This is a genomic window from Flavobacterium luteolum (assembly GCF_027111275.1).
Lineage (GTDB): Bacteria > Bacteroidota > Bacteroidia > Flavobacteriales > Flavobacteriaceae > Flavobacterium > Flavobacterium luteolum.
Genome location: NZ_CP114286.1, coordinates 3,151,991 through 3,176,054, shown reverse-complemented (window position 1 = coordinate 3,176,054; position 24,064 = coordinate 3,151,991). Strand labels below are relative to the sequence as shown.

Below are 24,064 nucleotides of genomic sequence, written 5' to 3'. Positions count from 1 at the left end.
ACTACATTTGAAGAAAAAATAGACTTTGTATAAAGTCTATTTTTTTTTAAACCAAACCCATTCAATTAACATTTTTCAACCAATACTTTAAATGAAAATTAGAAAAATCGCCCCAAACGAAGATTTAGAAACAACAGTTAAGAAAAAAAGAAATCGTAACAAATTTATTTTCATCGCTATTATTGCTCTTTCAGCTGCAGGATTTTTAGGATTTAAATATTTTACTCCTAAAAAAGAAGCTGTTTGTTTGGGCACAGATACCAAAATCTATGATACTTACAAAGATGCCGTTGTACTTATAAAGCATAAATATGGCTATTTTGCTAAAATTAATGGAAAAGAAATTCCTCTTAATGTTGAAGATGCTAAGGAAGAAACCATTTACGGAACAGGTTTTTTTGTAGATACAGAAGGAGATATGATTACCAATAGACATGTTTTACAGCCATGGAATTCAACTGAAGAAGAAAGTGAAAAAGTAAATACTAATATTCGAAATCTGCGAATGAAGATTGCTTCTATCCTTACTACCGATGTTTCTGAAGATGACTATGAAAGCTTTATTAGCAACAATTGGTCAAATGCTTCAGTCTCTTATGATGAAGGTGAAGGAGACGGAGAATATGAAGAATCAGGCGAAGAAACTACTGAGTCAGCGGGTGAAGAATTTGTTAGTTCTAATGAAACAGAAACAGATTCATCGCAAGTATCAAATGATATCGCAGCATCTATTCCTGTAAAAGAATATGTTTCTGCAGAAAACATTGAAGTATATGTAAAAACGGTAGACATTCAAGTTGCACTTCATAATTCTGATAGCGAATGGATTAATTGTGAAATGAAAAAAGTTTCAGACGACATCAATATTGATTTAGGTATTTTGCAAGTAGCTGATCATAAAACTCCTAAAACCGTTACCAATATTATAAGCCTTGATAATATTGTTGACAATGATACTTCTCTTGCTCCAGGGCAAAAAGCGATAATGGTGGGCTATCCGATGGGAATAGATTTGGCACAGACCAATTCTGGTATAAAAGTGCAACTTTACAATGGTCAAATAAGTAAAGAATCTGATGGCAACAAAATTCAATACAGTATAACTTCTACACATGGTGCTAGTGGTTCGCCTGTTTTTAACGAATGTGGACAACTGATTGCAGTTAATTTCAGTGGATTCGACCAAGTTCAGGGTTTCAACTTTGGAATTGTGGCTAAACATATTCAAGCACTCTAATTTGAAAAAATTCCGAAAAAAGCGCTTAACTCTAAACAGGTTTCACTTTTCCAACCAAACAAAAAATCGACTTAATTAATTATGAATAAATTTTTTAGTATCTGTGCACTACTGTTCTGCGGTGCCGCTTTTTCACAGATTCCAACTCTGGATGTCGAAAATCAGAAAAAAAATTCGGTAATCTTACAGGAGGTAAAAATTGAAACCAAAATTTTAGGAAATCTTGCTTCCACTACAGCTACTTATACATTTTACAATCCTGGCGACAGAATTTTAGAAGGAAATTTTACCCTTCCGTTGCCAGAAGGAGTAAGCGTAAGTGGTTATGCTTTGGACATTAATGGAAGCTTAAGAGATGCCGTTCCTGTTCCAAAAGAACGAGCCAAAGAAGTATTTGAAAGTATTGAAAAAAGAAATGTAGATCCAGGTATTATTGAAAAAGTAGCTGGAAACAATTTCAGAACTAGAATTTATCCAATTACAGCTAGAGGCAGCCGATTTATTAAAATTACGTACAATCAGGAATTGAAAAATTCGGCTACTGATTATCAGTATTTTTTAAGTTTTGCCAATGCTATTAGCATTCCAAAATTTAATCTGAAAGTAGTAGTTAATGAAAGTTTAGCAACTCCTAAAATCACGGAAAATCCAGACGGAAGTTTTACTTTTCAGAAAAAAGGAAACCAATGGATTGCTGAGATTAATAAAGTAAATTTTACGCCAAATGAAAGTCTTAAAATAGCTATTCCAAAAGTAAACGAATCGTCGAACGTGATGCTTCAAAAAGCTTCTGACGATAAATCTTATTTTGCGGCAAGTGTTTCAATGAATTTCCCTGTAAAGGAAAAAACAAAATCTCAAAAAGTTGCCATTATTTGGGATAATTCATTCAGCGGATCAAAGAGAGAGCGTCAAAAAGAACTGGACTTTCTTAATGCTTATTTTTCAGACAACAAGAATGTTGCAGTCTCTTTTGTTCTTCTAAATAATACGCTAGAAAAAACAGAAGAATTTACTGTTTCTGGAGGAAACTGGAATGCCTTAAAAGACAGAATTCTTAATCTGAAATATGATGGTGGAACCGACTTTAGTGCTTTAAAAGAAATTTCATCAATAGACGAATATCTTTTATTTTCTGACGGAATTTCAAATTTTGGTGATCTAACTTTAAAATTTAAAAAACCGGTTAACACTATAACAAGCACACCAACTTCTGGTTTTAATTTGCTAAAGCTTTTAGCATCACAATCAGGAGGCAATTTCATCAATCTTAATGAATTAGACACTCAATCTGCTCTAAAAACGTATAAAAGGCTTCCTATTGTATTCTTAGGCTTTAAAGAAACAAATACGCTTCAGGAATTGTTTCCAAATGTTGGAACTGCTGTAAACGAACCTGTGAATATATTCGGAATTTCATCTTCAAACTTGAGTAAACTTACTGCTGTTTTTTCAGTCGGAGACAAGAAATTTGAAGTGCCTGTAGATTTTAGTAACGCTGTACAAGTAGATAATTGGCCTCTTGCACAGTTTTGGGCGCAACGAAAAATTAATGATCTTGAACTTAATTCAACTCAAAACAGTGATGAAATCAGAAATCTGAGCGAGCAGTTTGGTGTAGTAAGTAAGAACACCAGTCTTATCGTATTGGAAGATGTTAATGATTATGTGCGTTTTGGCATTACTCCTCCACAGGAATTATTACCAGAATACAACAGAATCGTTTCTCAAAACAAAAAACAAATTTTAGAAAAAAGAAGAAATCTTCTATCTAAAGCTTTTGATAAAACACGTGAACTGACAACTTGGTGGAACAGTGAATTTAAGCCTACAGAAAAAAAACAATATCCTACAATTTCTAAGCAGTCACAAAAATTGTCGTCAGCAGAGGAAAGTGTTGTTAGCGATAATGCTGTATATTCTGCAGAAAGTAGAGCAGATGATAAAAAAACAGCTACAGGTAAAATAACTTTGGTAGAGGTTGAAAGCACTCAAGAGTACATGAAAAATTTTCAGTCTTTACAGTCTCCTGAATTGATTTACCAGAAATATCTTGAAAATCGTCCAAAATATGAGAAACAGGTAACCTATTATTTTGATGTTTCTAAACTCCTATTCAAAAAAGGTGACAAAGCTCTTTCTCTAAAGGTTTTAAGCACATTAGCAGAACTTGATTTGGAAAATGAAGAGTTGTACAAAACGATATCTTATCTATTGAAACAGAGAGGCAATTATGAAAAAGAATTGTGGATTACCCAAAAAATTCTAGAATGGAGACCATTTGACCCTCAAAGTCACAGAGATTATGCATTGGCTTTGGTAGACAATAAAAAACCTCAAGAAGCTCTTAATATCTATAAAGGCATGCTTTATCAGGAATATACCGATGAGATTTCTATTAGAGATAATGGTATCGAAGAGATTTTGATTATGGAAATCAATAATATTTTGAGTCAAAACAAAAATGTTGATTCAAGCAAAGTAGATGATCGTCTAAAAGCAAACCTTCCAGTCGACATTCGTATTGTTATTAATTGGAATAAAGACAATACAGATATAGACCTTTGGGTTACAGATCCAAGAGGAGAAGATTGCTCTTACTCGCATAGATCTACAGAAATTGGAGGAAGATTAAGCAACGATTTCACTCAAGGTTTTGGTCCTGAGCAATTTTTACTTAAAAAAGCGATTAAAGGGAAATATAAAATAAAGACGAATTTCTTCGGTGAAAGACAGAACATTCTTTCTGGTCCAACGACTGTAATGGCAGAAGTTTACCTTTATTATTCTGATGGCAGACAGGAACGTAAAATTGCTGTTTTCCAAAGTCAAAAAGAAAACAAACGCGAAAGTGACAGTAAAATTCTAATTGGAGAATTTGAATTTTAGAAATTACAAAGCTTACTAATATTCAAACCCGACAGGTTCTAAAATCTGTCGGGTTTTTTATTTTTAAAACGAATATTTCTCCAATTTCTTTCCTTGAATATCCAAAACCTTTGTACTCTCTTTTGGAACATCGCTTTTTATAACTTCTTGAACAGATGGATTGGATGGATATTTTCCGCCTTTCATTTTTAGAAGATGAAATTTTCCTCCACTTTCAAATATCAAATCATAAAACTTTTCAGTTGCTGAAGAGGTTACATAAATCGGGAAATCGGTTACTGTGAAACGATTGATTACAGTACCATCATTCTTTAAAATATAACCCGAGCACCCTCCGCTTCCGCAAAAATAAGGGTTTGCAAAACCAACTAAATATTCGTTTTTCTTATCATTATTTAAATCGAAAGCCTCATAATAAAAATAACGTTCGTCTTTGGTCAGGGCAGGAATATCATTCTTTAATAAAACCAATAACTGTTTACGGATTAACTCTACTGCTTTGTCTTCTTTTGGAGTCGATTCACTTAGATTTGCAGTTCCGCCCAATGTTTTAGATAGCGTGTCTTGAACAACTGTTTTTACAATATTTTTTGAATTGTCTTTATTCTGGCAAGAGCCTAGTGCCAAAATTGCGATTAGAATTAAAACCTTATTTTTCATATTCTGATATTTTAAATTCGTTATAATTTACACTAGCAATGCCGCTTTATTTTCAATATCATTTTGAGTCAGCAATGATTTTATATTGTTAAAAGTCACCAAAGCAATCTGAGTTAAAGCTTCGTTGGTAAAAAATGCCTGATGTGCTGTTACCAAAACATTTGGGAAACTCATTAAACGCTGAATTGCATCATCTTGAATAATATCTGCCGAAAGATCTCTAAAGAACAATTTTTCTTCCTGTTCGTAAACATCAATACCTAAATAACCTATTTTCCCTTCTTTCAAACCTTCAATAACAGATGACGTTTCTATTAATCCACCGCGACTGGTGTTGATTATCATAACACTGTTTTTCATAAAAGAAATAGAAGTAGCATTGACAACATGTTTTGTTTGCTCATTCAGCGGACAATGAAGCGAAATAATATCACTAGATTTAAAAATCTCTTCCAAGCCGACAAAAGAAACACCGTCTTTTTTCATTTCTTCATTTTCTATAATATCATAAGCCAAGACTTTACAGCCAAAACCTGATGCTATCTTGGAGAATGCTTTTCCGATATTTCCAGTTCCAATAATTCCGATTGTTTTTCCGAATAAATCGAAACCTAATAATCCGTTTAAAGAGAAGTTCTGCTCGCGAACTCTATTATAAGCTTTATGTGTTTTTCTATTTAAAGTTAAAATCATTGCCATGGCATGTTCGGCAACTGCTTGCGGAGAATATGCGGGAACACGGCAAACTTTTATGTGGTGTTTTTTAGCTGCCTCCAAATCGACATTGTTAAATCCAGCGCAACGTAAGGCAATTATTTTTACTTTTTTTTCTGCTAATTGTTTAATAACGGTTTCGTTTACAATATCATTTACAAAAACACAAACAATCTCGCACTCTTCAATTAAAGCTACAGTCTGAGGATTCAATTGTGTTTCAAAGAAGTTCAACTGAAAACCAAAATCTTCATTGTATTTATTGAAAAACGTTTTATCGTATGGCTGAGTAGAGAAAAAGGCAATTTTTCTTGCATCTGGATTTGAGTTCATGATATCTTATTTTTTTATGTGTTATTTTTAAAATTTCCTTTTGGCAGATAATACAGCCATCCAAAACCAATCAAAAATAAAATAAGCGAGCCTATAAAAGCAGGAATTAAAATTTCTTTATTGTTATCTAATGCATTGTTTAAAGCGGCATACAATAACCAGATCTGAATGCTTACATTTAAGATTAAAACAAATATTAAAGTAGACAGAATAACATTCAACTTATTAGGATTTGCTTGATTTTGGCTTTTTCTAAATGTACTCATAATTTTTATTTTAAACTATTAACTTTCTTTATTTTCGAATGCTTTTACGAAAATTTTATCCCCTTTTAAAAGCACTTCTAACTGAGGCAACGCTCTCGGCGGAGGTCCAGCGATAACATCTCCCGTTAAAGCATCAAAAGAACCTTCGTGGCATGGACAATGAATTATTCCTGTTCCGGGTTTGTAATAAACGGCACAAGAAAGATGCGTACATTTTTGTTCGTAGGCTCGAAACATGCCGCTTTCTAAATGCACCAAAATATACGGAATGGTACTTCCTTCAATCACAAAACCTCTTGTTCCGCCTAACGGAATATCTTTTATTTCACACACAAAATGTTCTCCAACAACTTCTTCGCCAGGCAACAAATAGGCTTTTGCTGCGACCAAACCACTTCCTACCATTAAGCCTCCAGAAACTAGTGTAAGAAACTTGGCAAAATCACGACGGCTGACTTGTGTCGATTCCTGCTTTTTATATGGAAAATCTTTCTTCCAGTTTTCACTTAAATTATCTTCTTTAGACATGGATCTTAGATTTAGAATATTCGTAATTCGTTGCTTCCTTTTGGCATCATGATATTCACTTTTGTGTTGACACGTTCTTTCCCGAAAACAAATGAATTTACAGGAGTGCTGTTTGGACGCATTTCTTCAATCTGAGCGCGAGTTCCATAAAACAGCGCGCCGCTCGGGCAAACCGTTGCACACATTGGCTTTTTACCAACGCTGGTTCTATCGTAACACATATTGCATTTCATCATCAAATCATATTCTTCCATTTTCTTCGGAACTCCAAACGGACAAGCCATTACACAATTGGAGCAGCCAATGCAGCGTTCTGTATTTGCGGTATGAACTACTCCGAATTCATCTTGCGAAATCGCATCAGCTGGACAAACATTTGCACAAACTGGATCTTCGCAATGCATACAAACCTGAACTGTGGTCTGAATGGTAACGGCACGCTCTACATAATTAACATGAATCATGGATTCCTGACCATTCGTTTCACATTCCGAACAAGCCATCTCGCACGCTTTGCAGCCTATGCATCTTTGTAAGTCTACAAAAAACTCCTCGTTCTTATTATAATTGGTTACATTCATAATTGTTGCTTTTTATAGATTAAACACTTGCATAAGCATCTGATTTGTCTGATGAATTTTTGATTTCTCCTAATGGCTCGAGTTTACAAGCACAAACTTTAAATTCTGGAATTTTAGAAATCGGATCTAATGTTCCAGGCGTTAACTGATTGGCCGATTTTTTCCCTGGCCAGTGATAGGGAATAAAAACGGTATCTTTTCGAATGGTTTCTACAATATTGGCAGGAAAAATTCCTTCTCCTCTTCGGGTTGAAACTTTTACTAATTCCCTTTGCTGAATATTATATTTCTGTGCCATTTCTGGATGAATTTCCAACAAAGGTTCAGGAAATTGATCTACTAGTTTTCCTATTCTTCTAGTTTGCGTTCCGCTTAAATATTGAGAAACAACACGACCAGTTGTTAATGTTATTGGATATTCTTCATCTGTAACCTCTCCGGGCAGTTTATAAGGAGCAGGATTAAAATGTGCTTTTCCGTCTGGTGTAGCAAATTTTTTATCTTCCCACAATCTTGGCGTTCCAGGATGATCTTCGGTTGGACATGGCCAGAAAACCCCCATATTATCCTCTACTTTTTTATAAGTAATTCCGTTATAATCAGCAGTTCCTCCTTTTGAAGCGACACGCAGTTCATTAAAAATGGCTTCGCTATCTGCGTAAGTAAATCTTTTTTCTTCGCCTAATCTCTTTGCTATTTCTAATAATATTGAAGTGTCTGTTCTTGCATCGCCTGGAGGTGTTACAGCTTGACGAATTCGGATAACACGTCCTTCGGCTGAAGTTGTCGTTCCCTCTTCTTCTTCCTGCAATGAACCTGCTAAAACAATATCAGCATGACGCGCTGTTTCATTCAAAAAGAAATCTATTGCCACATAAAACTCTAATTTTTCAAGAGCAGAACGCACATAATTATTATTCGGCAAAGACACTAACGGATTAAAACAAATCGAAATCAATCCCTTTATTTCACCGCTATGGATTGCTTCGATAATCTCATAAGCTGTGATACCTTTATGTGGCATATCTTCTTCCTTAATTTTCCAGACATCGGCAATGTATTTGCGATGTTCCATATTTTCGATATCACGATTTCCAGGCAATTGATCGCATTTATGACCGTGTTCTCTTCCGCCCTGACCATTTCCTTGCCCAGTAATGGTTCCGTAACCGCAATATGGTCTTCCAATTCTTCCTGTTGCCAAAACCAAATTGATGCATCCTAATACATTATCGACACCTTTTGAGTGATGTTCGATTCCTCGTGCGTGCAGTAAAAAGCTTGTTTTTGCTTTTCCCCATAACTCGGCAGCTTCTTTGATTTTTTCTTTTGAAATTCCTGTAATTTCCTCTGCCCATTCCAAAGTATAATCTTTTACAGCATCTATGGTATCTTGAAATCCAGAAGTATGATTGTCAATAAAATCATGATCTAACATATCGTGATCTACAAGATATTTAAGCATTGCGCCGTATAAAGCCGAATCGGTTCCTGGTCGTACATCTAAATGGACATCAGCAGTTCTCGCCAATGGAATAACTCGTGGGTCGACAACAATTAATTTAGCGCCGCGATCTCTCGCTTTCCAGATCCAATGGGTTAATGTTGGAAACGTCTCGCTAATGTTCGCTCCCGCAACAATAATAACTTCAGCATATTCTAAATCCGAATAATTGTTTGAAGCTCGATCTAAACCAAATGCTTTTTTGTTTCCTGCACCAGCACTTACCATACAAAGACGTCCGTTATAATCTAAATTTCTTGTTTTTAGAGCTACTCTCGCAAATTTTCCTACCAAATAACTTTTTTCGTTTGTAAGCGAAACTCCAGATAACATCGAAAAAGCATGTTTGCCGTATTTTTCCTGAATTCTTTTAATTTCAGAAACGGTTTTATCCATAGCTTCATCCCAAGTAGTTTGTTCAAAACCTTTGCCTTCTATTCTTTTTATGGGGTGCAATAATCGGTCGGGATGATTGTTCTGCATATAGCGCTGAACACCTTTTGGACACAAACGGCCTTCGTTGAACGGAAATTCCATCCAAGGTTCAAAACCAACCACTTTATTGTCTTTTACAGATAATTGAATTCCGCACTGCATGCCGCAAAAACAGCAATGTGTTTTAACCGTTTTATCTGGTTCATCACGTCCTGGATATCCTTCTTTTGGCGTATAATTCAGATGCGGACCAAATGCTTCAATTATTTTTTCGGTTGATACAGGTAGTTTTGCCATGATTTTTTTTGTTATTTTTTGGTTTCAGGTTTCATGTTTCATCTTCTGCGACGAAACTTGAAACCTGAAACTTGAAACTATAATTTTATCCAAATAAATTTCCGCCTTCGATTCTTGCTTTTAAATGCGCTTTGGCCAAACGATCGCGTTTTCCTTCTGGACTTAAATCCAGATGTGAATTTCCTTGATCATCACTAAAATCGAAACCTAATTGTTTGGTTACAATTTTTAAATCATCAATATGAAGCTGAGTTGTAAAAGGTTTTCCTGTTTCTTTACAGATTGCCATTCCTTTTTTCATTCCTTCTTTTTTGTAAATGTGCGCACCAATCTGAGCCGGTCGTTGAATGATGTGGAAGAATTTTCCAAACGGAATCCATATCAAAAACATAATTACCGTTACGGCATGAACTACTGCGAGAAAATCATACGCAAATCCTTTCATAAATTGATAAGAGTAAGTCAGACACAAACCTGTAACCGAGATTGCAATTAATAAAAGAAGTGGCAGTAAATCGCCTTCAAAAGTCTGTGTGGCAATTAACCCTGGATTTGTCAAACGTCTTCTTAAATAATAAAGTGATCCAAAAATAACTAGATAGGAAGACCAGTTTAAGGCATGGAAAGTCAAAAAAGCCATAATAGAATCCAACCTGAAATCCATTACTTTAAAACCAAAAAAGTGAGCTTCGTAAACTGAAATGGAATTTGGTGCCAAAGTAAAATGAATCCAACCAAATGTGAGCGGAAAAGTAATTGCAAAAGCAGAAAAACAGCCAATTGCAATACAAAAATGAGCCAGCCATCTGTACTTTCCTCTTGGGTAAATGAACTTCTGAAAAGCAATATTTTGAACCGATTCTTTTCCTAAAAACCACAAATGCGAAAATACTTTTCCTGTAAAGAGAAAATGAATTCCGCGCTTGAAATACATCCAAGTTGGCGGTCGTTGCAGCCAAACTGTATAGCGATACACGACTCCGAAAAATGCAAACAGAGTTCCGAATAAATAGGTAACTAAGGCCGCATCAAAATTCTGCAACTTTCTTGATCCATAAAAAACCAATACGACCATAAAAACCGAAGCTGCCGTTGCAATTAATAAAGCTTTCGTATTAAATGTTTTTTCTTTCATGACAGATTATTTTCGATCAATATCTTTAGCCATTTCAGGCAGTTTTTCTTTTGTCATTTTTACAATTACACGGTGCATCCAAATCAGACAGGTTAATGATAATGCCAGAATAAAAAGCCAAGAACTCGTCCAGAATCCGGTAAATGATAATAAATACCCGAAAATAATGGGTCCGAAGAATCCGCCTAAACCGCCTAAGAGTCCGACCATTCCACCAATTACACCTACTTCATTGGGAAAATAATCTGGTATATGTTTGTACACCGCGGCAGAACCAATTCCCCACGAAATTCCTATTAGAATAACCAAAACTAAGTACACCCACATATTGGCTTCAAAATGAATTTGTGTAATTCCTTCTGCCAATAAATCCTTCTTTTGCACTTTTTGATTTTGCTCTACAACCACTTCCTGCCATGTTTTTTTGGATGGAAAAAACTTAGAATGCGGCTGACTTTCATCTTTCTGACTTATAGCATATTCTTTACCATCAACCACTATTTTATCTGGCGAAACCGCTGTAACAGTTCCGGCTTTACTGGCCAAGAGACCACTTCCTGAAGTAGTGATGTCCATTTTTGGAAACAATAATAAAAAGCTTAATACGACCGAAGAACTCAAAACCCAGTACATTACCTTTCTGGCTCCGAATTTATCCGACAAAAAACCTCCAAAAGCGCGTACGACACCCGCAGGTAAACTAAAACAAGAAGTAAAGATTCCGCCTAAAACTAAAGTTGTGTGATATACATTCATAAAATTTGGCAGAAGCCATTGCGAGAAAGTCACAAACGATCCAAATACTAAGAAATAATAAGTTCCGAAACGCCAAACACGCACTCTCTTTAAGGGTTGCAATAATTGTTTTACCGTTTTAGATTGTGCTTCACTTTTTTTGTTTTTAGCGAAAATCAAAAATACAATTCCCATTAATAGTAAAGCAGAACCATAAAGTACAGGAAGCCATTTCCATCCATTTTCAGGATCGTTTTCTGAAAATGTACTCAAAAGTGAAGGTGCCAAAAAAGGTGTTATAGAAGCTCCTGCAGTCCCCATTCCGAAAATTCCCAAAGCTCTTCCCTGCCATTCTTTAGGATACCAAACAGAGGTTGATGCAACCCCTACAGCAAAACTGGTTCCTACCATTCCGAATAGAAAACTTAAAATAGCGAAAACCGTAAAGGAAGTTGCAAATGGCAATAAAAATAAAGGGATAGAAGCCAAAATCAATAAAGCAGAATGCACAATTTTACCACCAAACTTATCAGTTAAAATTCCCATTGGCAATCTCATAATTGATCCCGTAAGAACAGGAATCCCCAAAAGCCAGCCAATTTGTACAACGCTCCAGTTAAAAATTTCTTTATCAACTAAAAATGTAACCAATACTCCGTTGAGGGTCCAGCATGCAAAACAGATTGCAAATGCCAAAGTGTTTAAAAAAAGAATGCGGTGGGCTTGGGAAAGATCTGCCATAGAATAAAGTATTAAATTGTGTTTTTGAAAATCTATTACTGAAATATGGGAATCATAGAAATTGCTTTTCATAAACAACAGAAAAAGCAATAGTTTCCTAAAGTTAAAAAAAAATATTCGAAGCAAGATACTTACTGTCAAATATTTAGCGTTATAATAATCTTATTTAAATTCATTCTTTAAAAAAATGTAAATCAATCTGTTAAATAAAGCACAATTTTAAAAGACTGATTAAACCAGTTTTAAATAATAAAGTCTAATCTATAAACAATTAAAAAACTTGAATATGAAAAAATTATTTATCGCAGCTATGTTATTTGTTGGAATAGCAAGTTTTGCACAAGACATGGATCAAAAACCAGCGCATGAGCAAAGAGAAAGAATGACTCCAGAACAGCGCAATGAGAAACAGCTTCAAAAACTGACTACAGAATTAAATTTAGATGCGAGTCAGCAAGCACAGGTAAAGCAGCTTTTAGCAGATAGAAGTGCAAAAGCCGAAAAATTTAGAGAAGCTAGAAAAGAAAAAAAAGATAGCAACACAAAACCAACTGCTGAAGAAAAAGCGGCTTTCAAAAAACAAATGGAAGACGAAATTGCAGCAAATGATGCTAAAATGAAATCTATCTTAAAAGCTGACCAATACACAAAATGGAAAGCGCTGCAAGAAGAGAAAAAAGACAAAATGAAGGATAAAATGAGAGAGCACAAAAAAGATAAAATCTAATTTGATGCATAAAAAAAGAGGCTTTTAAAGCCTCTTTTTTGTTATTTAAAATGTTTTCGAAACTTTATCGATCGCATTGATTGTAAAATCTAAATCTTCATAAGTCAATGCATCTGTAATGAACCACGTTTCGTATGCAGATGGTGCGATGTAGACACCTTCCTGCAACAATCCATGGAAAAATTTCTTAAACGTTTCGTTATCACCTTTTGCAGCAGTTTGGAAATCGGTTACCGGATTTGCATCAAAGTGAACAGAAATCATAGAACCTACTCTATTGATTGTAAAAACAACATTGTTAGCTTTTAAAACTCTATCAATTCCTGCTTCTAAATAAGCTGTTTTTTCTTCCAAACGAGTAAAAATTTCTCTATCATTATCAAGAGCTTTCAGCATCGTATATCCTGCAGCCATTGCTAATGGATTTCCAGATAATGTTCCTGCCTGATAAACTGGTCCAAGAGGCGCTAAATAGTTCATGATTTCTTCACGAGCTGCAAAAGCCCCCACTGGTAATCCACCACCGATAACTTTCCCGAAAGTCACGATATCAGCATCAATTCCATATAATTCCTGAACTCCTCCGCGTGCCAAACGGAAGCCTGTCATTACCTCATCAAAAATCAATAAGATTCCGTTTGCTGTACATAAGTCTCTTAAACCTTGCAAGAAACCTTTTGCTGGCGGAATACACCCCATATTTCCCGCAACTGCTTCAATAATAATTGCTGCAATTTCTCCTTTATTTGCTTCAACCAATGTTTTTACATTTTCTAAATCATTGTATTTCGCTAATAAAGTATCTTTTGCAGTTCCTTCTGTAACTCCTGGACTATTTGGAGATCCAAAAGTCACAGCGCCACTTCCTGCCTGAATCAAAAATGAATCAGAATGTCCGTGGTAACAGCCTGCAAATTTGATGATTTTATCTCTTTTTGTAAATCCGCGAGCTAGACGAATTGCGCTCATACACGCTTCTGTGCCCGAATTTACAAAACGTATTTTGTCAATATTTGGAACCATAGAAACAGCCAAAGCTGCAATTTCTGTTTCCAATTCTGTTGGCATTCCGAATGAAGTTCCAAGTTTTGCTTTTTCGATTACCGCATCAACAACTGGCTGATAGGCATGACCTAAAACCATTGGCCCCCACGAGTTGATATAATCTATTAATTTGTTTCCGTCTTCATCATATAAATAAGCACCTTTAGCACTTTTTACAAAAATCGGAGTTCCGCCAACTGCTTTAAACGCTCTAACTGGTGAATTTACTCCTCCCGGAATTACTTTTTCTGCTTCAGCAAAAAGCTGACTACTTCTTTTATATAACATTCTTATTTTAGATTTCTTGATAATTGTTAATTGTCAATTATCAATTAATAATTATTTCACTTTCAACCTTTGCCCAATAGAAATAGCATTATCAGTCAGATTATTTTTTCTTTTTAAATCTTCAACTAATAAATTAAATTTCTTCGAAATGGAATATAGCGTATCTCCTTTTTGAACCTCATATAAATTCGGATCATATTGATTCATATTGATTTTTGGATCAGAAGCGACGTCATAAGATGATTTTTTTGTTGGAGCCGAAGTATTTATTGGCACATAGTTTCTTCCTGTAACTTGACAATCATACTGATGTAGATTGTATCGCTCAATATAACTGATCAATTTATCTGGATATTTAGGATCTGTTGCATATCCACAAGCTCTAAGCCCTTTTGCCCAAGCTTTGTAATCATCTTTTTCGTAAGTGAATAAACTAGCATATCGTTTTTTTCCAACCAAAAATAAAGCGTGATCTCTATATGATTCTGATGCCTGAGGATATTTTCTAAAACATTCCTGAGCCGAGTCATCGTCATGGCGAACACTTTCTCCTAACCAATCATTATGACATTTTATTCCAAAATGATTATTAGCATCTACAGCCAAATCTCCTCTTCCTGCACCAGATTCTAAAATTCCTTGAGCCAAAATAATACTCGCCGGAATTCCGTAAGTCTTCATGTTTCCCATTGCAATTTCTTTGTACTGCAACACATAATTATTAATCAGATCACTGGTAACAACTGTTTTAGATGTAGATTGAATAACCTCAGTTGTATTATTTGTAGAAGGATAATTTTTACCGATTGGTTTAACAGGAGTGCCTCTTTTTGTCGAAGCCGTTCTGGCTTGAACTGCTGCCGCTTTTTTAGTCGTCGCGATCGCAGGCTTACTAGAAGAGCAGCTTGCTAAAGCTAATATTACGAGAAGTAATACAATTTTTTTAATCATTGGTTTTGAGTATTGGTAATTTCTTCTGCTTCAACTTTACATTCATTCCGTCAATTCCCTGCAATCCGCCTGTGTGAATGAGTAAAATTTTTGAATGTGGAGGAAAATAATTTTTGCCGATTAAATCTATAACGCCAAAAACCATCTTTCCTGTATAAATTGGATCTAAGGACACTTTTGTTTCTTCAAAAAAAGCATTAATAAATTCAATTAATTCTAAATTTATCTTGCCATAACCTCCAAAATGATAGTCAGAAATTAAATTCCAGTTATCTTTTTTTGCAAAAATACGAATTTCATCGGTTAAAAAGTCACCTTTTAACGCTGGAAACCCCAAAATTTTCTGATTTGGCAGCGAATTATTAATTAATCCCGAAATCGTGCCGCCTGTTCCAACAGCACAGCAAACATAGTTGAAAACCGCATCTTCATCTGTCAAAATCTCTTCGCAACCTTTTACAGCCAGTTCGTTTGTTCCGCCTTCCGGAACTAAATAAAAATCGCCAAATTTATCTTTCAGCCCTTGTATAAAAGATTCTTCGTTTTTTAAACGGTACTCTTCTCTTGAAACAAACTCAAACTGCATTCCGTTTTCCTGAGCAAATTTCAAGGTTGGATTTTCTTCTATTTTATTTAAAAGCTCATCGCCGCGAATAATGCCGATCGTCTTAAAACCTTGTTCCATTCCTGCATAAGCTACAGCTGCGATATGATTGGAAAAAGCGCCGCCAAAAGTCAGCAGCGTCTTTTTATTTTTGGCTTTCGCTTGAAGTAAATTGTATTTTAATTTTCTGAATTTATTTCCTGAAACAAACGGATGAATTAAATCTTCTCGCTTAATTGTCAACGAAATATCATTCGGAAACTGAATATTTATATTTTGATTGAAAACTGGATTCATTATTAAAAGTTGAAAGTCAAAAATGACAATTCATAGCTGTTTTTTTTTAAGCTTATTGCTTGTTGCTTTTTATGTAACCTAGAAACCGAAAAAAAGATCGATTTTTTAAATAATTTAAATCCGTTTCTTTTGTGTAAGCTTCTCTTTCAAAACTGATATTTCGATATGCTAATGTCCCATTTTTATATTGTATCAAACGAATTAGATATTCTAAAAAATACCAGACAAAAAACGGAATTACTAAAAGTTCTAATTGCTGTCTCAAATGAATCTTTTCATGATTAACAAAAACCTCATTTGTTTTATCAAAATTATATTTTACCAAAACAAACGGAAATACAGCCATTCCTCGATAACCTTTCGGAATTAAATATTTGGCAACAATCAGAAACATTGGCTGTAAAATTTATAAATTTGTAGCTATAAAATTGTTCGATTTCAATAAAATCATAATCAAATCTTTTTATTTTTGATTTTGATTATTCGAAAAGGAACGCGAAGCAGATTTATGAAAGAGCAAAGTAATGAAAATAAATTAATCGAAGGCGAAGATTTTTACTATACGCCTGAAGGTTATAAATGCTTTACCGAAAAACATCATTTAAAACGTGGTTATTGCTGCAAAAGCGGTTGTCGCCACTGTCCTTATGGGTTCGATAAAAGAACGGGCGAAATAAGAAGAAAAACGAATTAGATAATTTGAAAATGTGTCAATTAGATAATTCTAAAATCAACAATCTAAAATATTAATATGGATATCCATTCAAGAAAATTCAGGATTAAAATCCACAAGTCCTATCACAGGTCGGATATCCGCTATCCTTAGTTTTTTAATTAGAAAATGTGACAATTTGCCAATGAGGCAATTAAAATAAATTCCAAATTTTAAATTCCAATTTCGTCGGTTAATATTTCGCTCCGCCGGAGCTTTTATATTGTGGTTACTGTTTTTCTATAAATATTTCGCCTTTCTAAGGCTTTATTTTATCAGCTCCAGAGGAGCTAAATACTTATAGAACCAATTAACCATCAGTCACATTTAAGCTCCAGAGGAGCGACATAATTAAAAAAACAAAAAATTAATCTGCTGTTAATCTAAGCACAATATCTTAGCATCTTAGATCCTCAGCACCTTAGCATCTCTAAAAAAAAATGACTTTCAAAGAACAAATACAACAAGGAATTCCGTCTGTCTTACCTTCAAAAAAAGAGTACGATCCAGCAATTAATCATGCTCCGAAAAGAAAAGAAATTCTTTCGGCAGAAGAGAAAAAGCTGGCGCTTAAAAATGCCTTGCGTTATTTTGATCCAAAACATCATGCCGAATTAATTCCTGAATTTTCAGAAGAATTAGAAAAATACGGACGTATCTATATGTATCGTCTTCGTCCAGATTACAAAATGTACGCAAGACCGATTGAAGAATATCCTGGAAAATCATTGCAAGCAAAAGCGATTATGCACATGATTCAGAACAATTTGGATTATGCTGTGGCGCAACATCCGCATGAATTGATTACCTATGGCGGAAACGGTGCTGTTTTCCAAAACTGGGCACAATATTTATTGACAATGCAGTATTTGTCTGAAATGACAGATGAGCAGACTTTAACGATGTATTCTGGGCACCCAATGGGATTATTTCCTTCGCATAAAGAAGCACCAAGAGTTGTGGTTACCAACGGAATGGTAATCCCTAATTACTCAAAACCAGACGATTGGGAAAAAATGAATGCGCTAGGAGTTTCACAATACGGACAAATGACAGCGGGAAGTTACATGTACATTGGCCCGCAGGGAATTGTACATGGAACTACAATCACGGTTTTAAATGGTTTCAGAAAAATAAAACAAAATCCAGAAGGAAGTTTATTTGTAACCTCTGGTCTTGGCGGAATGTCTGGCGCACAGCCAAAAGCTGGAAATATTGCAGGTTGTATTACGGTCTGCGCCGAAGTAAATCCGAAAATTACTAAAATCCGTCACGAGCAAGGTTGGATTAATGAAGTGGTAACTTCGACTGACGAATTAGTTGCCAGAGTAGCTTTAGCGAAAACCAATAAAGAAACTGTTTCTATCGCTTATTTAGGAAATGTTGTCGACGTTTGGGAACGTTTTGATCAAGAAAACATCAAAATCGATTTAGGTTCAGACCAGACTTCTCTTCATAATCCTTGGGCTGGGGGTTATTATCCGGTTGGAATTTCGTTTGAAGAAGCAAATGATTTAATGGCAAATAATCCAGAATTATTCAAAGAAAAAGTTCAGGAAACTTTACGTCGTCACGCAGATGCAATTAATAAACACACAGCAAAAGGAACTTACTTTTTTGATTACGGAAATGCCTTTTTACTAGAAGCTTCTCGCGCAGGAGCAGATGTAATGGCAGAAAATAATATCGATTTTAGATATCCTAGTTACGTTCAGGATATCATGGGTCCAATGTGTTTCGATTACGGATTCGGACCTTTCCGTTGGGTTTGCACTTCAGGAAAACCAGAAGATTTATTAAAAACTGATGCTATTGCTTGTGAAGTCTTAGAGAAAATGGCAGAAACTGCTCCAAATGAAATTCAGCAGCAAATGCAGGATAATATCAAATGGATTAAAGGCGCGCAAGAAAACAAATTGGTTGTAGGTTCTCAAGCTCGAATTTTATATGCCGATGCTGAAGGACGAATTAAAATCGCTGAAGCATTCAATCAAGCAATTGCAAAAGGCGAAATTGGCGCTGTGGTTTTAGGACGCGATCATCACGACGTTTCTGGAACTGATTCGCCTTATAGAGAAACGTCAAATATCTACGATGGATCCCGTTTTACTGCCGATATGGCCATTCATAATGTGATTGGAGACAGCTTTAGAGGAGCAACTTGGGTTTCTATCCATAATGGCGGCGGAGTTGGCTGGGGAGAGGTTATAAATGGCGGATTTGGTATGGTTCTTGATGGTTCTACAGAGGCCTCAAAGCGTTTAGCTTCAATGCTTTTCTGGGATGTTAACAACGGAATTTCAAGAAGAAGCTGGGCCAGAAATGATGGGGCTATTTTTGCTATAAAAAGAGCCATGGAAGTTGAGCCATTATTGAAAGTAACTTTACCTAATCTAGTCGATGAAAGTTTGCTTTAATTAAAATTGAGAACATTAATTCTTAGATATATGAAAACACTTAAGTTAATTCCGTTTTTGCTACTGCTGATACTTACTTCTTGCAGTACCGTGACCGTTTATTCTGATTATGACAAAACTGTCGATTTTACGCCTTATAAAACGTACGCCTACTTTAAGCCAGGAATTGACAAGGTTGAAATATCAGATTTAGATAAAAGAAGAATTTTACGCGCTATTGATGATCAAATGCAAGCTAAAGGCTTTACAAAAAGTGAAAATCCTGACTTGCTGGTAAACATTTTTACAAAATCAAGAGAGCAAGTAGATGTAAACCAATTTACCGCTGGCTGGGGTTATGGTTGGGGCTGGGGTTGGAATCCTTACATGATGTACGGAGGACAGACTACAGTTTCTACTTCTACAGAAGGAACTTTATACATTGATTTAATCGATGCTAAAAAGAAAGAAATGATCTGGCAAGGTGAAGGTGTTGGAACTCTAACAAGAAACATCGATAAAAAAGATGAAAAAATTGCCGAGTTTGTAGGCAAAATTTTAGCTCAATATCCGCCAGTTAAAAAATAGTTTTCAGTCGCAGTTGTCAGTTTTTAGTTTTTGTAAAACTTTAAATAGTTGCGAACTTTTCAGAAATAATTAATACATTTGCGCTTCAATCAGTAAAGAAAATGACAAACTTTAACAACATTATTATCGCTATTATTAGCATTATTGCAATTCAGCAATAATGGCGAGGTGCTATATAAGTTTGTAAAATATAATTTATAAGAACCTCCCAATTGGGAGGTTTTTTATTTTAAGAAAGTTTAAAACAAATATTTTTTTGCCACAGATTTCACAGATTTTCACAGATTAAAAAATCATATTAATCCTTTAAATCTGTGGCAAAAAAATTAAAAACAAAAACATGATGAGTTTATTTAACGAAGTACTTAATGCCCAAAAGCAGCTCGAAAATGTAGTTGCTGCAACACCTCTAACCCAGAATTTAAATCTATCAGACGAATTTGAATCGACCATTTTATTAAAAAGAGAAGATTTGCAAATTGTTCGTTCGTATAAAATTAGAGGGGCTTACAATAAGATTTCGTCGTTAAATGAAAAAGAAAAAGCAAACGGAATTGTATGCGCCAGTGCTGGAAATCACGCGCAAGGTGTTGCTTATTCCTGTAATTTACTGCACATAAAAGGCAAAATTTATATGCCCAAAACAACTCCAAAACAAAAAGTAAAACAAGTACAATTATTCGGGAAATCGTTTGTTGAAATTGTTCTTACAGGAGATACTTTTGATGATGCTTATGCTTCTGCAACCGCAGACGCGATCAAAAATCATAAAACCTTTATTCATCCTTTTGACGATGAAAAAGTAATCGCTGGACAGGGAACTGTCGGATTAGAAATTCTTGAAAGCTTTAAAGAACCAATCGACTACGTTTTTGTTCCAATTGGCGGTGGTGGACTAGCATCGGGATTGTCTGAAGTTTTTAAACATTTAAGTCCGCATACAAAAATCATTGGAGTTGAACCAAAAGGTGCTCCTTCGATGAAAACTTCAATCGAAGAAAATAAAAATACGGCTCTAAAAACTATAGACAAATTTGTAGATGGCGCAGCTGTAAAACAAGTTGGCGATAAAACTTTTGAAATCTGCCGATATAATTTAGAAGATATTATTCTAGTTCCAGAAGGAAAAGTCTGCACCACAATTTTAAGATTGTATAATGAAGAAGCAATGGTGGTTGAACCTGCGGGTGCGTTGACAATTGCTGCTTTGGATTTTTATAAAGATAAAATTAAAGGCAAAAATGTAGTCTGTATTGTAAGCGGAAGCAATAATGACATTGAAAGAACTGCCGAAATAAAAGAACGATCTTTATTATATGAAGGTTTAATGCATTATTTTATGATTCAGTTTCCACAGCGTCCAGGAGCTTTGAAAGAATTTGTAAATAATATTTTAGGGCCAGATGATGACATCACTTACTTTCAATTTGCGAAGAAAAATAGCCGCGAAGTAGGTTCTGTAGTTGTTGGTTTAGAATTGAAAAACAAAAATGATATTATGCCAATTAAACTGAAAATGACCGAAAACGGTTTTGAATTTCAATATCTAAATGACAATCAGGATTTGTTTACTCAATTAATCGGATAAAATAAAAAAAGGCTGTCAGATGGGACGACAGCCTTTTAAAATCAAATCAAATTACTAATTGAATGTTTGGATTTAATTATTGCTTTAATATTTTTTTCGAATAGGAACCTTTGTTATCAGTAACTTTTACAATGTAAACACCTTTTGGCAGTCTAGAAATTTCTACTTCAGCTTGATTTCCTTTTACAAATTTTACATTTTTCTTTAAAACTGGTTGTCCAGTAATATTGAAAACCTGCACTTCAGCATCTCCCTCATGATTAGTATCAATTTTTAAAGAATCATCCACTTCATTTACAAAAATGGTCATATCGTTTGAACTTGTATTTTCAACTACAGGCGTTTGCGCGGCTAAAGCACTTTTTGCTGCTGAAGATTCTACTTGCACCAATTGCCATTGCTGATTTAAACCTCCTGTATAAGCCCAAACCTGAATATTGGCGCCATTTGCTGTAGAGACATTTTCAACGTCAAGCGATTTACCGCTGTTTACGTTTATAATTTTATAATAACCAGTGCCTAAACTTGTTACTGTCCATTTAAATTCGTTTGAAGATGAAAAAGTTTTCTGCTGTACTTTCAGTCCGTCAGCTGTTCCATTATTTTCAACTGCCAAATACATTCCCGTCGATTTTACGATGATATAATAATTACCGCTTCCATCAGAAACAAATTTCCATCTTTGGTTACTTCCTCCTCCATTTGTAATGTCATACTGCTGAATTCTGCTTCCGCTTGTCGTAGCATTATCTGCAACATCTAAACCTTTGTTGCTGTTTCTCGAAATAATATTGTAATATCCAGGAAATCCTGTTGAGCCAGCCGTTACAGTAATTGCGCTTGTTGCTGTTTTAGCACCATCAACAGTAGTTGCAGTAATTGTCGCATTTCCTACAGCAATTGCAGAAACCAATCCGTTTGAATTTACAGTTGCAACAGATGTATTACTTGAACTCCAATTTACTGCAGTATTTGTAGCATTGCTAGGAGAAACTGTCGCTGTTAATTGCTGTGACTGACCCGCTGTGAGTGTTGCAGAAGTCGGACTTACACTAACTCCTGTAACCGCAACTGGATTTGATGTTCCCCAAGTAAAAGTAACCGCAGAAGATGCTGGAACTGCATAATTAAATGCTGATGATCCGGAAACTACTTTTATCGTATTTGATGATCCGCCTGAATTATAAATTACAAGTGCGGTTGACCCATCAGGATTTTTAAATGCAACTGAAGAAATACTTCCGCTTGTGCTTGAAGAACCAATTCGCACTGCGCCCGGTTTCACATATTTAGAAATCTGGCCAATAATATAATACGCTACATTTTTAGTATAACTTGTACTATTATTAACTGTAATAGCACCTAAACAAGTACTGCATCCGCCAGGAGTACGAGGCCCTAAACTTGAATTGTTTGCAGCGTTCCATTCTAGAACTGTTTTAGACCAGTTGTTTGTACTTCCAATAACAACGTTTTGCATGTGCCAGCCAAAATCTCCGCTAAAGCTTCCGCCCGAACCAGTGTATTGTTCTGTAAAATACACGTTTTTGTTGGTTTGAGTTTTTACTGTTGACATAGCAGAGATATTACCTAAATACAAGTGGAACGCCGCTCCATCAACATAAGAACTATTGTTTAAAACATCAATCGGATAAGCTGTATTATCGCAATTGTGGTCAAAAGCAATAATTTTTATGTTTCCATAGCCCGCAGCAGCCATTTGTGGTCCAAGCTGTTGATTGATAAAATTCTTTTGTTCCGTAGAATTCATCAGCATACTTGGTTCGTTGTTCGGATTTTCTGGTTCGTTTTGTGGTGTAATTCCCCAAATATTAATACCTTGTGCTTTCATAGCATCAAAGTATTTTACGAAATATTTCGCATAAGCAGCATAATATTGTGTTTGCAATGAACCTCCAACCCAAGACCCATTGGTTTTCATCCAACGTGGTGCTGACCAAGGAGTTGCTAAAATTTTGATATTGGGATTAATCAGTAAGATTTTTTTAATGATTGGAACTAAATACGTTAAATCAGATCCGTTCAAACTAAAATTGTTCATGTTGGTGTCTCCTGACGTTTCATTATAGCTGTAAGAAGAACTGCTTAAATCTGAAGCGCCAATACTAATGCGAACTACGCTTGCATTTAATCCCGTTGTTGGATTGTACAAATCATTCAACAATTGGTTTTGCTGAGTGGCTGCCATTCCAGAAATAACTTCACAGCTTCCTTCGGTAAGAGTATAACCAAATCCGTCCATAGTTTGGTAAGTTGTTCCTGCAGTTACTGTTACAGTAGAAGGATTGGTTCCAGAATTGGTTCCGAAACTTACTGTTGCCTGCTGCTGTAATAATTTAGTTTGATCTCCTGTAGTCATAAAAGGAGTTACCGTCTGAGCATTTAAGCTGTTCATGAATAAAAGCGATCCGCAACATAATAGTTTCAACGCTTTACTTACCCGATTTGTAGGTGTTTGAGTAGTTTTGTGCATTCTTTTGTGGTTTTGGTTTGATAATTAGTTTTTTATTATTTATTCAGTTTTATTTTACTAAAACATCACAATATTATGAGTATTTTTACAACATTCTCATTATTTTAACTTTACAAATACACATCAAATTAAAAAAACAGATATAACAAAAACCAATCTTATTGTTTTTCAAAATACTGAAAAACAATAATTTAAAAAACAAAAAATAATAAAAAACTTACCTGTTAAAATCGAAATAACTCATCATAAAATAAAAAATCTATACAAATCCTTACAAAATTGATTTTATCTAGCAATTAAAGGGCATATGACAATTATCA

At 35.0% G+C, this 24,064-nt stretch carries 20 protein-coding genes; 7 read left to right on the top strand and 13 right to left on the bottom strand.

Annotated features, from left to right (window positions below):
* Window positions 1-91: 91 nt before the first annotated feature.
* On the top strand, window positions 92-1,237 hold the full coding sequence (locus tag OZP10_RS13670) for a S1 family peptidase (protein ID WP_281631373.1): 1,146 nt from the start codon (window positions 92-94) through the stop codon (window positions 1,235-1,237).
* An 81-nt stretch (window positions 1,238-1,318) separates the two neighbouring features.
* Window positions 1,319-4,126, top strand: coding sequence for a DUF2135 domain-containing protein (locus tag OZP10_RS13665; protein WP_281631372.1), 2,808 nt, complete (start codon window positions 1,319-1,321; stop codon window positions 4,124-4,126).
* 63 nt (window positions 4,127-4,189) lie between these two features.
* Here the strand turns inward: OZP10_RS13665 and OZP10_RS13660 are convergent, their stop codons facing one another.
* The 8 genes from OZP10_RS13660 to OZP10_RS13625 all read right to left on the bottom strand — a co-directional run bounded on the left by OZP10_RS13660 (window position 4,190) and on the right by OZP10_RS13625 (window position 12,055).
* Complete coding sequence (locus tag OZP10_RS13660; RefSeq protein ID WP_281631371.1) at window positions 4,190-4,786, bottom strand: hypothetical protein; 597 nt, start codon at window positions 4,784-4,786, stop codon at window positions 4,190-4,192.
* Between the two features lie 27 nt (window positions 4,787-4,813).
* Window positions 4,814-5,833 carry a 2-hydroxyacid dehydrogenase gene (locus OZP10_RS13655; protein WP_281631370.1) on the bottom strand — a complete coding sequence of 340 codons (1,020 nt, stop codon included), beginning with the start codon at window positions 5,831-5,833 and terminating at the stop codon, window positions 4,814-4,816.
* A gap of 14 nt (window positions 5,834-5,847) precedes the next feature.
* On the bottom strand, window positions 5,848-6,099 hold the full coding sequence (locus tag OZP10_RS13650; RefSeq protein WP_177210660.1) for a DUF6755 family protein: 252 nt from the start codon (window positions 6,097-6,099) through the stop codon (window positions 5,848-5,850).
* An 18-nt stretch (window positions 6,100-6,117) separates the two neighbouring features.
* Window positions 6,118-6,627, bottom strand: a complete 510-nt coding sequence (locus tag OZP10_RS13645) for a QcrA and Rieske domain-containing protein (RefSeq protein WP_281631369.1) — start codon at window positions 6,625-6,627, stop codon at window positions 6,118-6,120.
* Window positions 6,628-6,638: 11 nt separating this feature from the next.
* A complete protein-coding gene (locus tag OZP10_RS13640) occupies window positions 6,639-7,208 on the bottom strand; it encodes a 4Fe-4S dicluster domain-containing protein (RefSeq protein WP_281631368.1) in 570 nt (189 codons plus the stop codon).
* A gap of 19 nt (window positions 7,209-7,227) precedes the next feature.
* Window positions 7,228-9,444, bottom strand: coding sequence for a molybdopterin oxidoreductase family protein (locus tag OZP10_RS13635; RefSeq protein ID WP_281631367.1), 2,217 nt, complete (start codon window positions 9,442-9,444; stop codon window positions 7,228-7,230).
* A gap of 85 nt (window positions 9,445-9,529) precedes the next feature.
* Window positions 9,530-10,579: an MFS transporter gene (locus tag OZP10_RS13630; protein ID WP_281631366.1), complete on the bottom strand. Its 1,050-nt coding sequence runs from the start codon at window positions 10,577-10,579 to the stop codon at window positions 9,530-9,532.
* A 6-nt stretch (window positions 10,580-10,585) separates the two neighbouring features.
* A complete protein-coding gene (locus OZP10_RS13625; RefSeq protein ID WP_281631365.1) occupies window positions 10,586-12,055 on the bottom strand; it encodes an MFS transporter in 1,470 nt (489 codons plus the stop codon).
* 286 nt (window positions 12,056-12,341) lie between these two features.
* Between OZP10_RS13625 and OZP10_RS13620 the strand changes: the two genes are divergently transcribed.
* The gene (locus tag OZP10_RS13620; RefSeq protein WP_281631364.1) at window positions 12,342-12,782 is read left to right on the top strand and encodes a DUF4890 domain-containing protein; all 441 of its coding nucleotides are present in this window, start codon (window positions 12,342-12,344) and stop codon (window positions 12,780-12,782) included.
* Window positions 12,783-12,827: 45 nt separating this feature from the next.
* Here OZP10_RS13620 and hemL read toward each other — a convergent pair whose 3' ends face one another.
* The 4 genes from hemL to OZP10_RS13600 are packed head-to-tail and all read right to left on the bottom strand — an operon-like array spanning window position 12,828 to window position 16,360.
* Window positions 12,828-14,114 carry a glutamate-1-semialdehyde 2,1-aminomutase gene (hemL, locus tag OZP10_RS13615; RefSeq protein ID WP_281631363.1) on the bottom strand — a complete coding sequence of 429 codons (1,287 nt, stop codon included), beginning with the start codon at window positions 14,112-14,114 and terminating at the stop codon, window positions 12,828-12,830.
* 51 nt (window positions 14,115-14,165) lie between these two features.
* Window positions 14,166-15,065, bottom strand: coding sequence for a glucosaminidase domain-containing protein (locus OZP10_RS13610; protein WP_281631362.1), 900 nt, complete (start codon window positions 15,063-15,065; stop codon window positions 14,166-14,168).
* Window positions 15,058-15,966 (bottom strand): 1-aminocyclopropane-1-carboxylate deaminase/D-cysteine desulfhydrase, encoded by a 909-nt coding sequence (locus OZP10_RS13605; RefSeq protein ID WP_281631361.1) that lies wholly within the window; start codon window positions 15,964-15,966, stop codon window positions 15,058-15,060. Before OZP10_RS13605 ends, OZP10_RS13610 begins: the two co-directional genes overlap by 8 nt.
* 52 nt (window positions 15,967-16,018) lie before the next feature.
* Window positions 16,019-16,360, bottom strand: a complete 342-nt coding sequence (locus tag OZP10_RS13600; RefSeq protein WP_281631360.1) for a hypothetical protein — start codon at window positions 16,358-16,360, stop codon at window positions 16,019-16,021.
* Window positions 16,361-16,474: 114 nt separating this feature from the next.
* Here OZP10_RS13600 and OZP10_RS13595 point away from each other — a divergent pair, with 114 nt between their 5' ends.
* The 4 genes from OZP10_RS13595 to ilvA all read left to right on the top strand — a co-directional run bounded on the left by OZP10_RS13595 (window position 16,475) and on the right by ilvA (window position 21,250).
* The gene (locus tag OZP10_RS13595) at window positions 16,475-16,660 is read left to right on the top strand and encodes a C1orf53 family protein (protein ID WP_111377387.1); all 186 of its coding nucleotides are present in this window, start codon (window positions 16,475-16,477) and stop codon (window positions 16,658-16,660) included.
* Window positions 16,661-17,118: 458 nt separating this feature from the next.
* Window positions 17,119-19,095 carry a urocanate hydratase gene (gene hutU / locus OZP10_RS13590; protein WP_281631359.1) on the top strand — a complete coding sequence of 659 codons (1,977 nt, stop codon included), beginning with the start codon at window positions 17,119-17,121 and terminating at the stop codon, window positions 19,093-19,095.
* A gap of 30 nt (window positions 19,096-19,125) precedes the next feature.
* Complete coding sequence (locus OZP10_RS13585) at window positions 19,126-19,662, top strand: DUF4136 domain-containing protein (protein ID WP_111422611.1); 537 nt, start codon at window positions 19,126-19,128, stop codon at window positions 19,660-19,662.
* A 343-nt stretch (window positions 19,663-20,005) separates the two neighbouring features.
* Window positions 20,006-21,250, top strand: a complete 1,245-nt coding sequence (gene ilvA, locus OZP10_RS13580; RefSeq protein ID WP_281634763.1) for a threonine ammonia-lyase IlvA — start codon at window positions 20,006-20,008, stop codon at window positions 21,248-21,250.
* Between the two features lie 76 nt (window positions 21,251-21,326).
* Here ilvA and OZP10_RS13575 read toward each other — a convergent pair whose 3' ends face one another.
* A complete protein-coding gene (locus tag OZP10_RS13575) occupies window positions 21,327-23,744 on the bottom strand; it encodes an RICIN domain-containing protein (protein WP_281631358.1) in 2,418 nt (805 codons plus the stop codon).
* Window positions 23,745-24,064: the final 320 nt, after the last annotated feature.

Coding starts and splice junctions, on each gene's coding strand:
- OZP10_RS13600 (WP_281631360.1), bottom strand. CDS start 16,360: ATGTTTCTGATTGTTGCCAAATATTTAATTCCGAAAGGTTATCGAGGA.
- OZP10_RS13645 (WP_281631369.1), bottom strand. CDS start 6,627: ATGTCTAAAGAAGATAATTTAAGTGAAAACTGGAAGAAAGATTTTCCA.
- ilvA (WP_281634763.1), top strand. CDS start 20,006: ATGAGTTTATTTAACGAAGTACTTAATGCCCAAAAGCAGCTCGAAAAT.
- OZP10_RS13640 (WP_281631368.1), bottom strand. CDS start 7,208: ATGAATGTAACCAATTATAATAAGAACGAGGAGTTTTTTGTAGACTTA.
- OZP10_RS13585 (WP_111422611.1), top strand. CDS start 19,126: ATGAAAACACTTAAGTTAATTCCGTTTTTGCTACTGCTGATACTTACT.
- OZP10_RS13650 (WP_177210660.1), bottom strand. CDS start 6,099: ATGAGTACATTTAGAAAAAGCCAAAATCAAGCAAATCCTAATAAGTTG.
- OZP10_RS13595 (WP_111377387.1), top strand. CDS start 16,475: ATGAAAGAGCAAAGTAATGAAAATAAATTAATCGAAGGCGAAGATTTT.
- OZP10_RS13575 (WP_281631358.1), bottom strand. CDS start 23,744: ATGCACAAAACTACTCAAACACCTACAAATCGGGTAAGTAAAGCGTTG.
- OZP10_RS13670 (WP_281631373.1), top strand. CDS start 92: ATGAAAATTAGAAAAATCGCCCCAAACGAAGATTTAGAAACAACAGTT.
- OZP10_RS13605 (WP_281631361.1), bottom strand. CDS start 15,966: ATGAATCCAGTTTTCAATCAAAATATAAATATTCAGTTTCCGAATGAT.
- OZP10_RS13625 (WP_281631365.1), bottom strand. CDS start 12,055: ATGGCAGATCTTTCCCAAGCCCACCGCATTCTTTTTTTAAACACTTTG.
- OZP10_RS13630 (WP_281631366.1), bottom strand. CDS start 10,579: ATGAAAGAAAAAACATTTAATACGAAAGCTTTATTAATTGCAACGGCA.
- OZP10_RS13655 (WP_281631370.1), bottom strand. CDS start 5,833: ATGAACTCAAATCCAGATGCAAGAAAAATTGCCTTTTTCTCTACTCAG.
- OZP10_RS13665 (WP_281631372.1), top strand. CDS start 1,319: ATGAATAAATTTTTTAGTATCTGTGCACTACTGTTCTGCGGTGCCGCT.
- hemL (WP_281631363.1), bottom strand. CDS start 14,114: ATGTTATATAAAAGAAGTAGTCAGCTTTTTGCTGAAGCAGAAAAAGTA.
- OZP10_RS13610 (WP_281631362.1), bottom strand. CDS start 15,065: ATGATTAAAAAAATTGTATTACTTCTCGTAATATTAGCTTTAGCAAGC.
- hutU (WP_281631359.1), top strand. CDS start 17,119: ATGACTTTCAAAGAACAAATACAACAAGGAATTCCGTCTGTCTTACCT.
- OZP10_RS13620 (WP_281631364.1), top strand. CDS start 12,342: ATGAAAAAATTATTTATCGCAGCTATGTTATTTGTTGGAATAGCAAGT.
- OZP10_RS13635 (WP_281631367.1), bottom strand. CDS start 9,444: ATGGCAAAACTACCTGTATCAACCGAAAAAATAATTGAAGCATTTGGT.
- OZP10_RS13660 (WP_281631371.1), bottom strand. CDS start 4,786: ATGAAAAATAAGGTTTTAATTCTAATCGCAATTTTGGCACTAGGCTCT.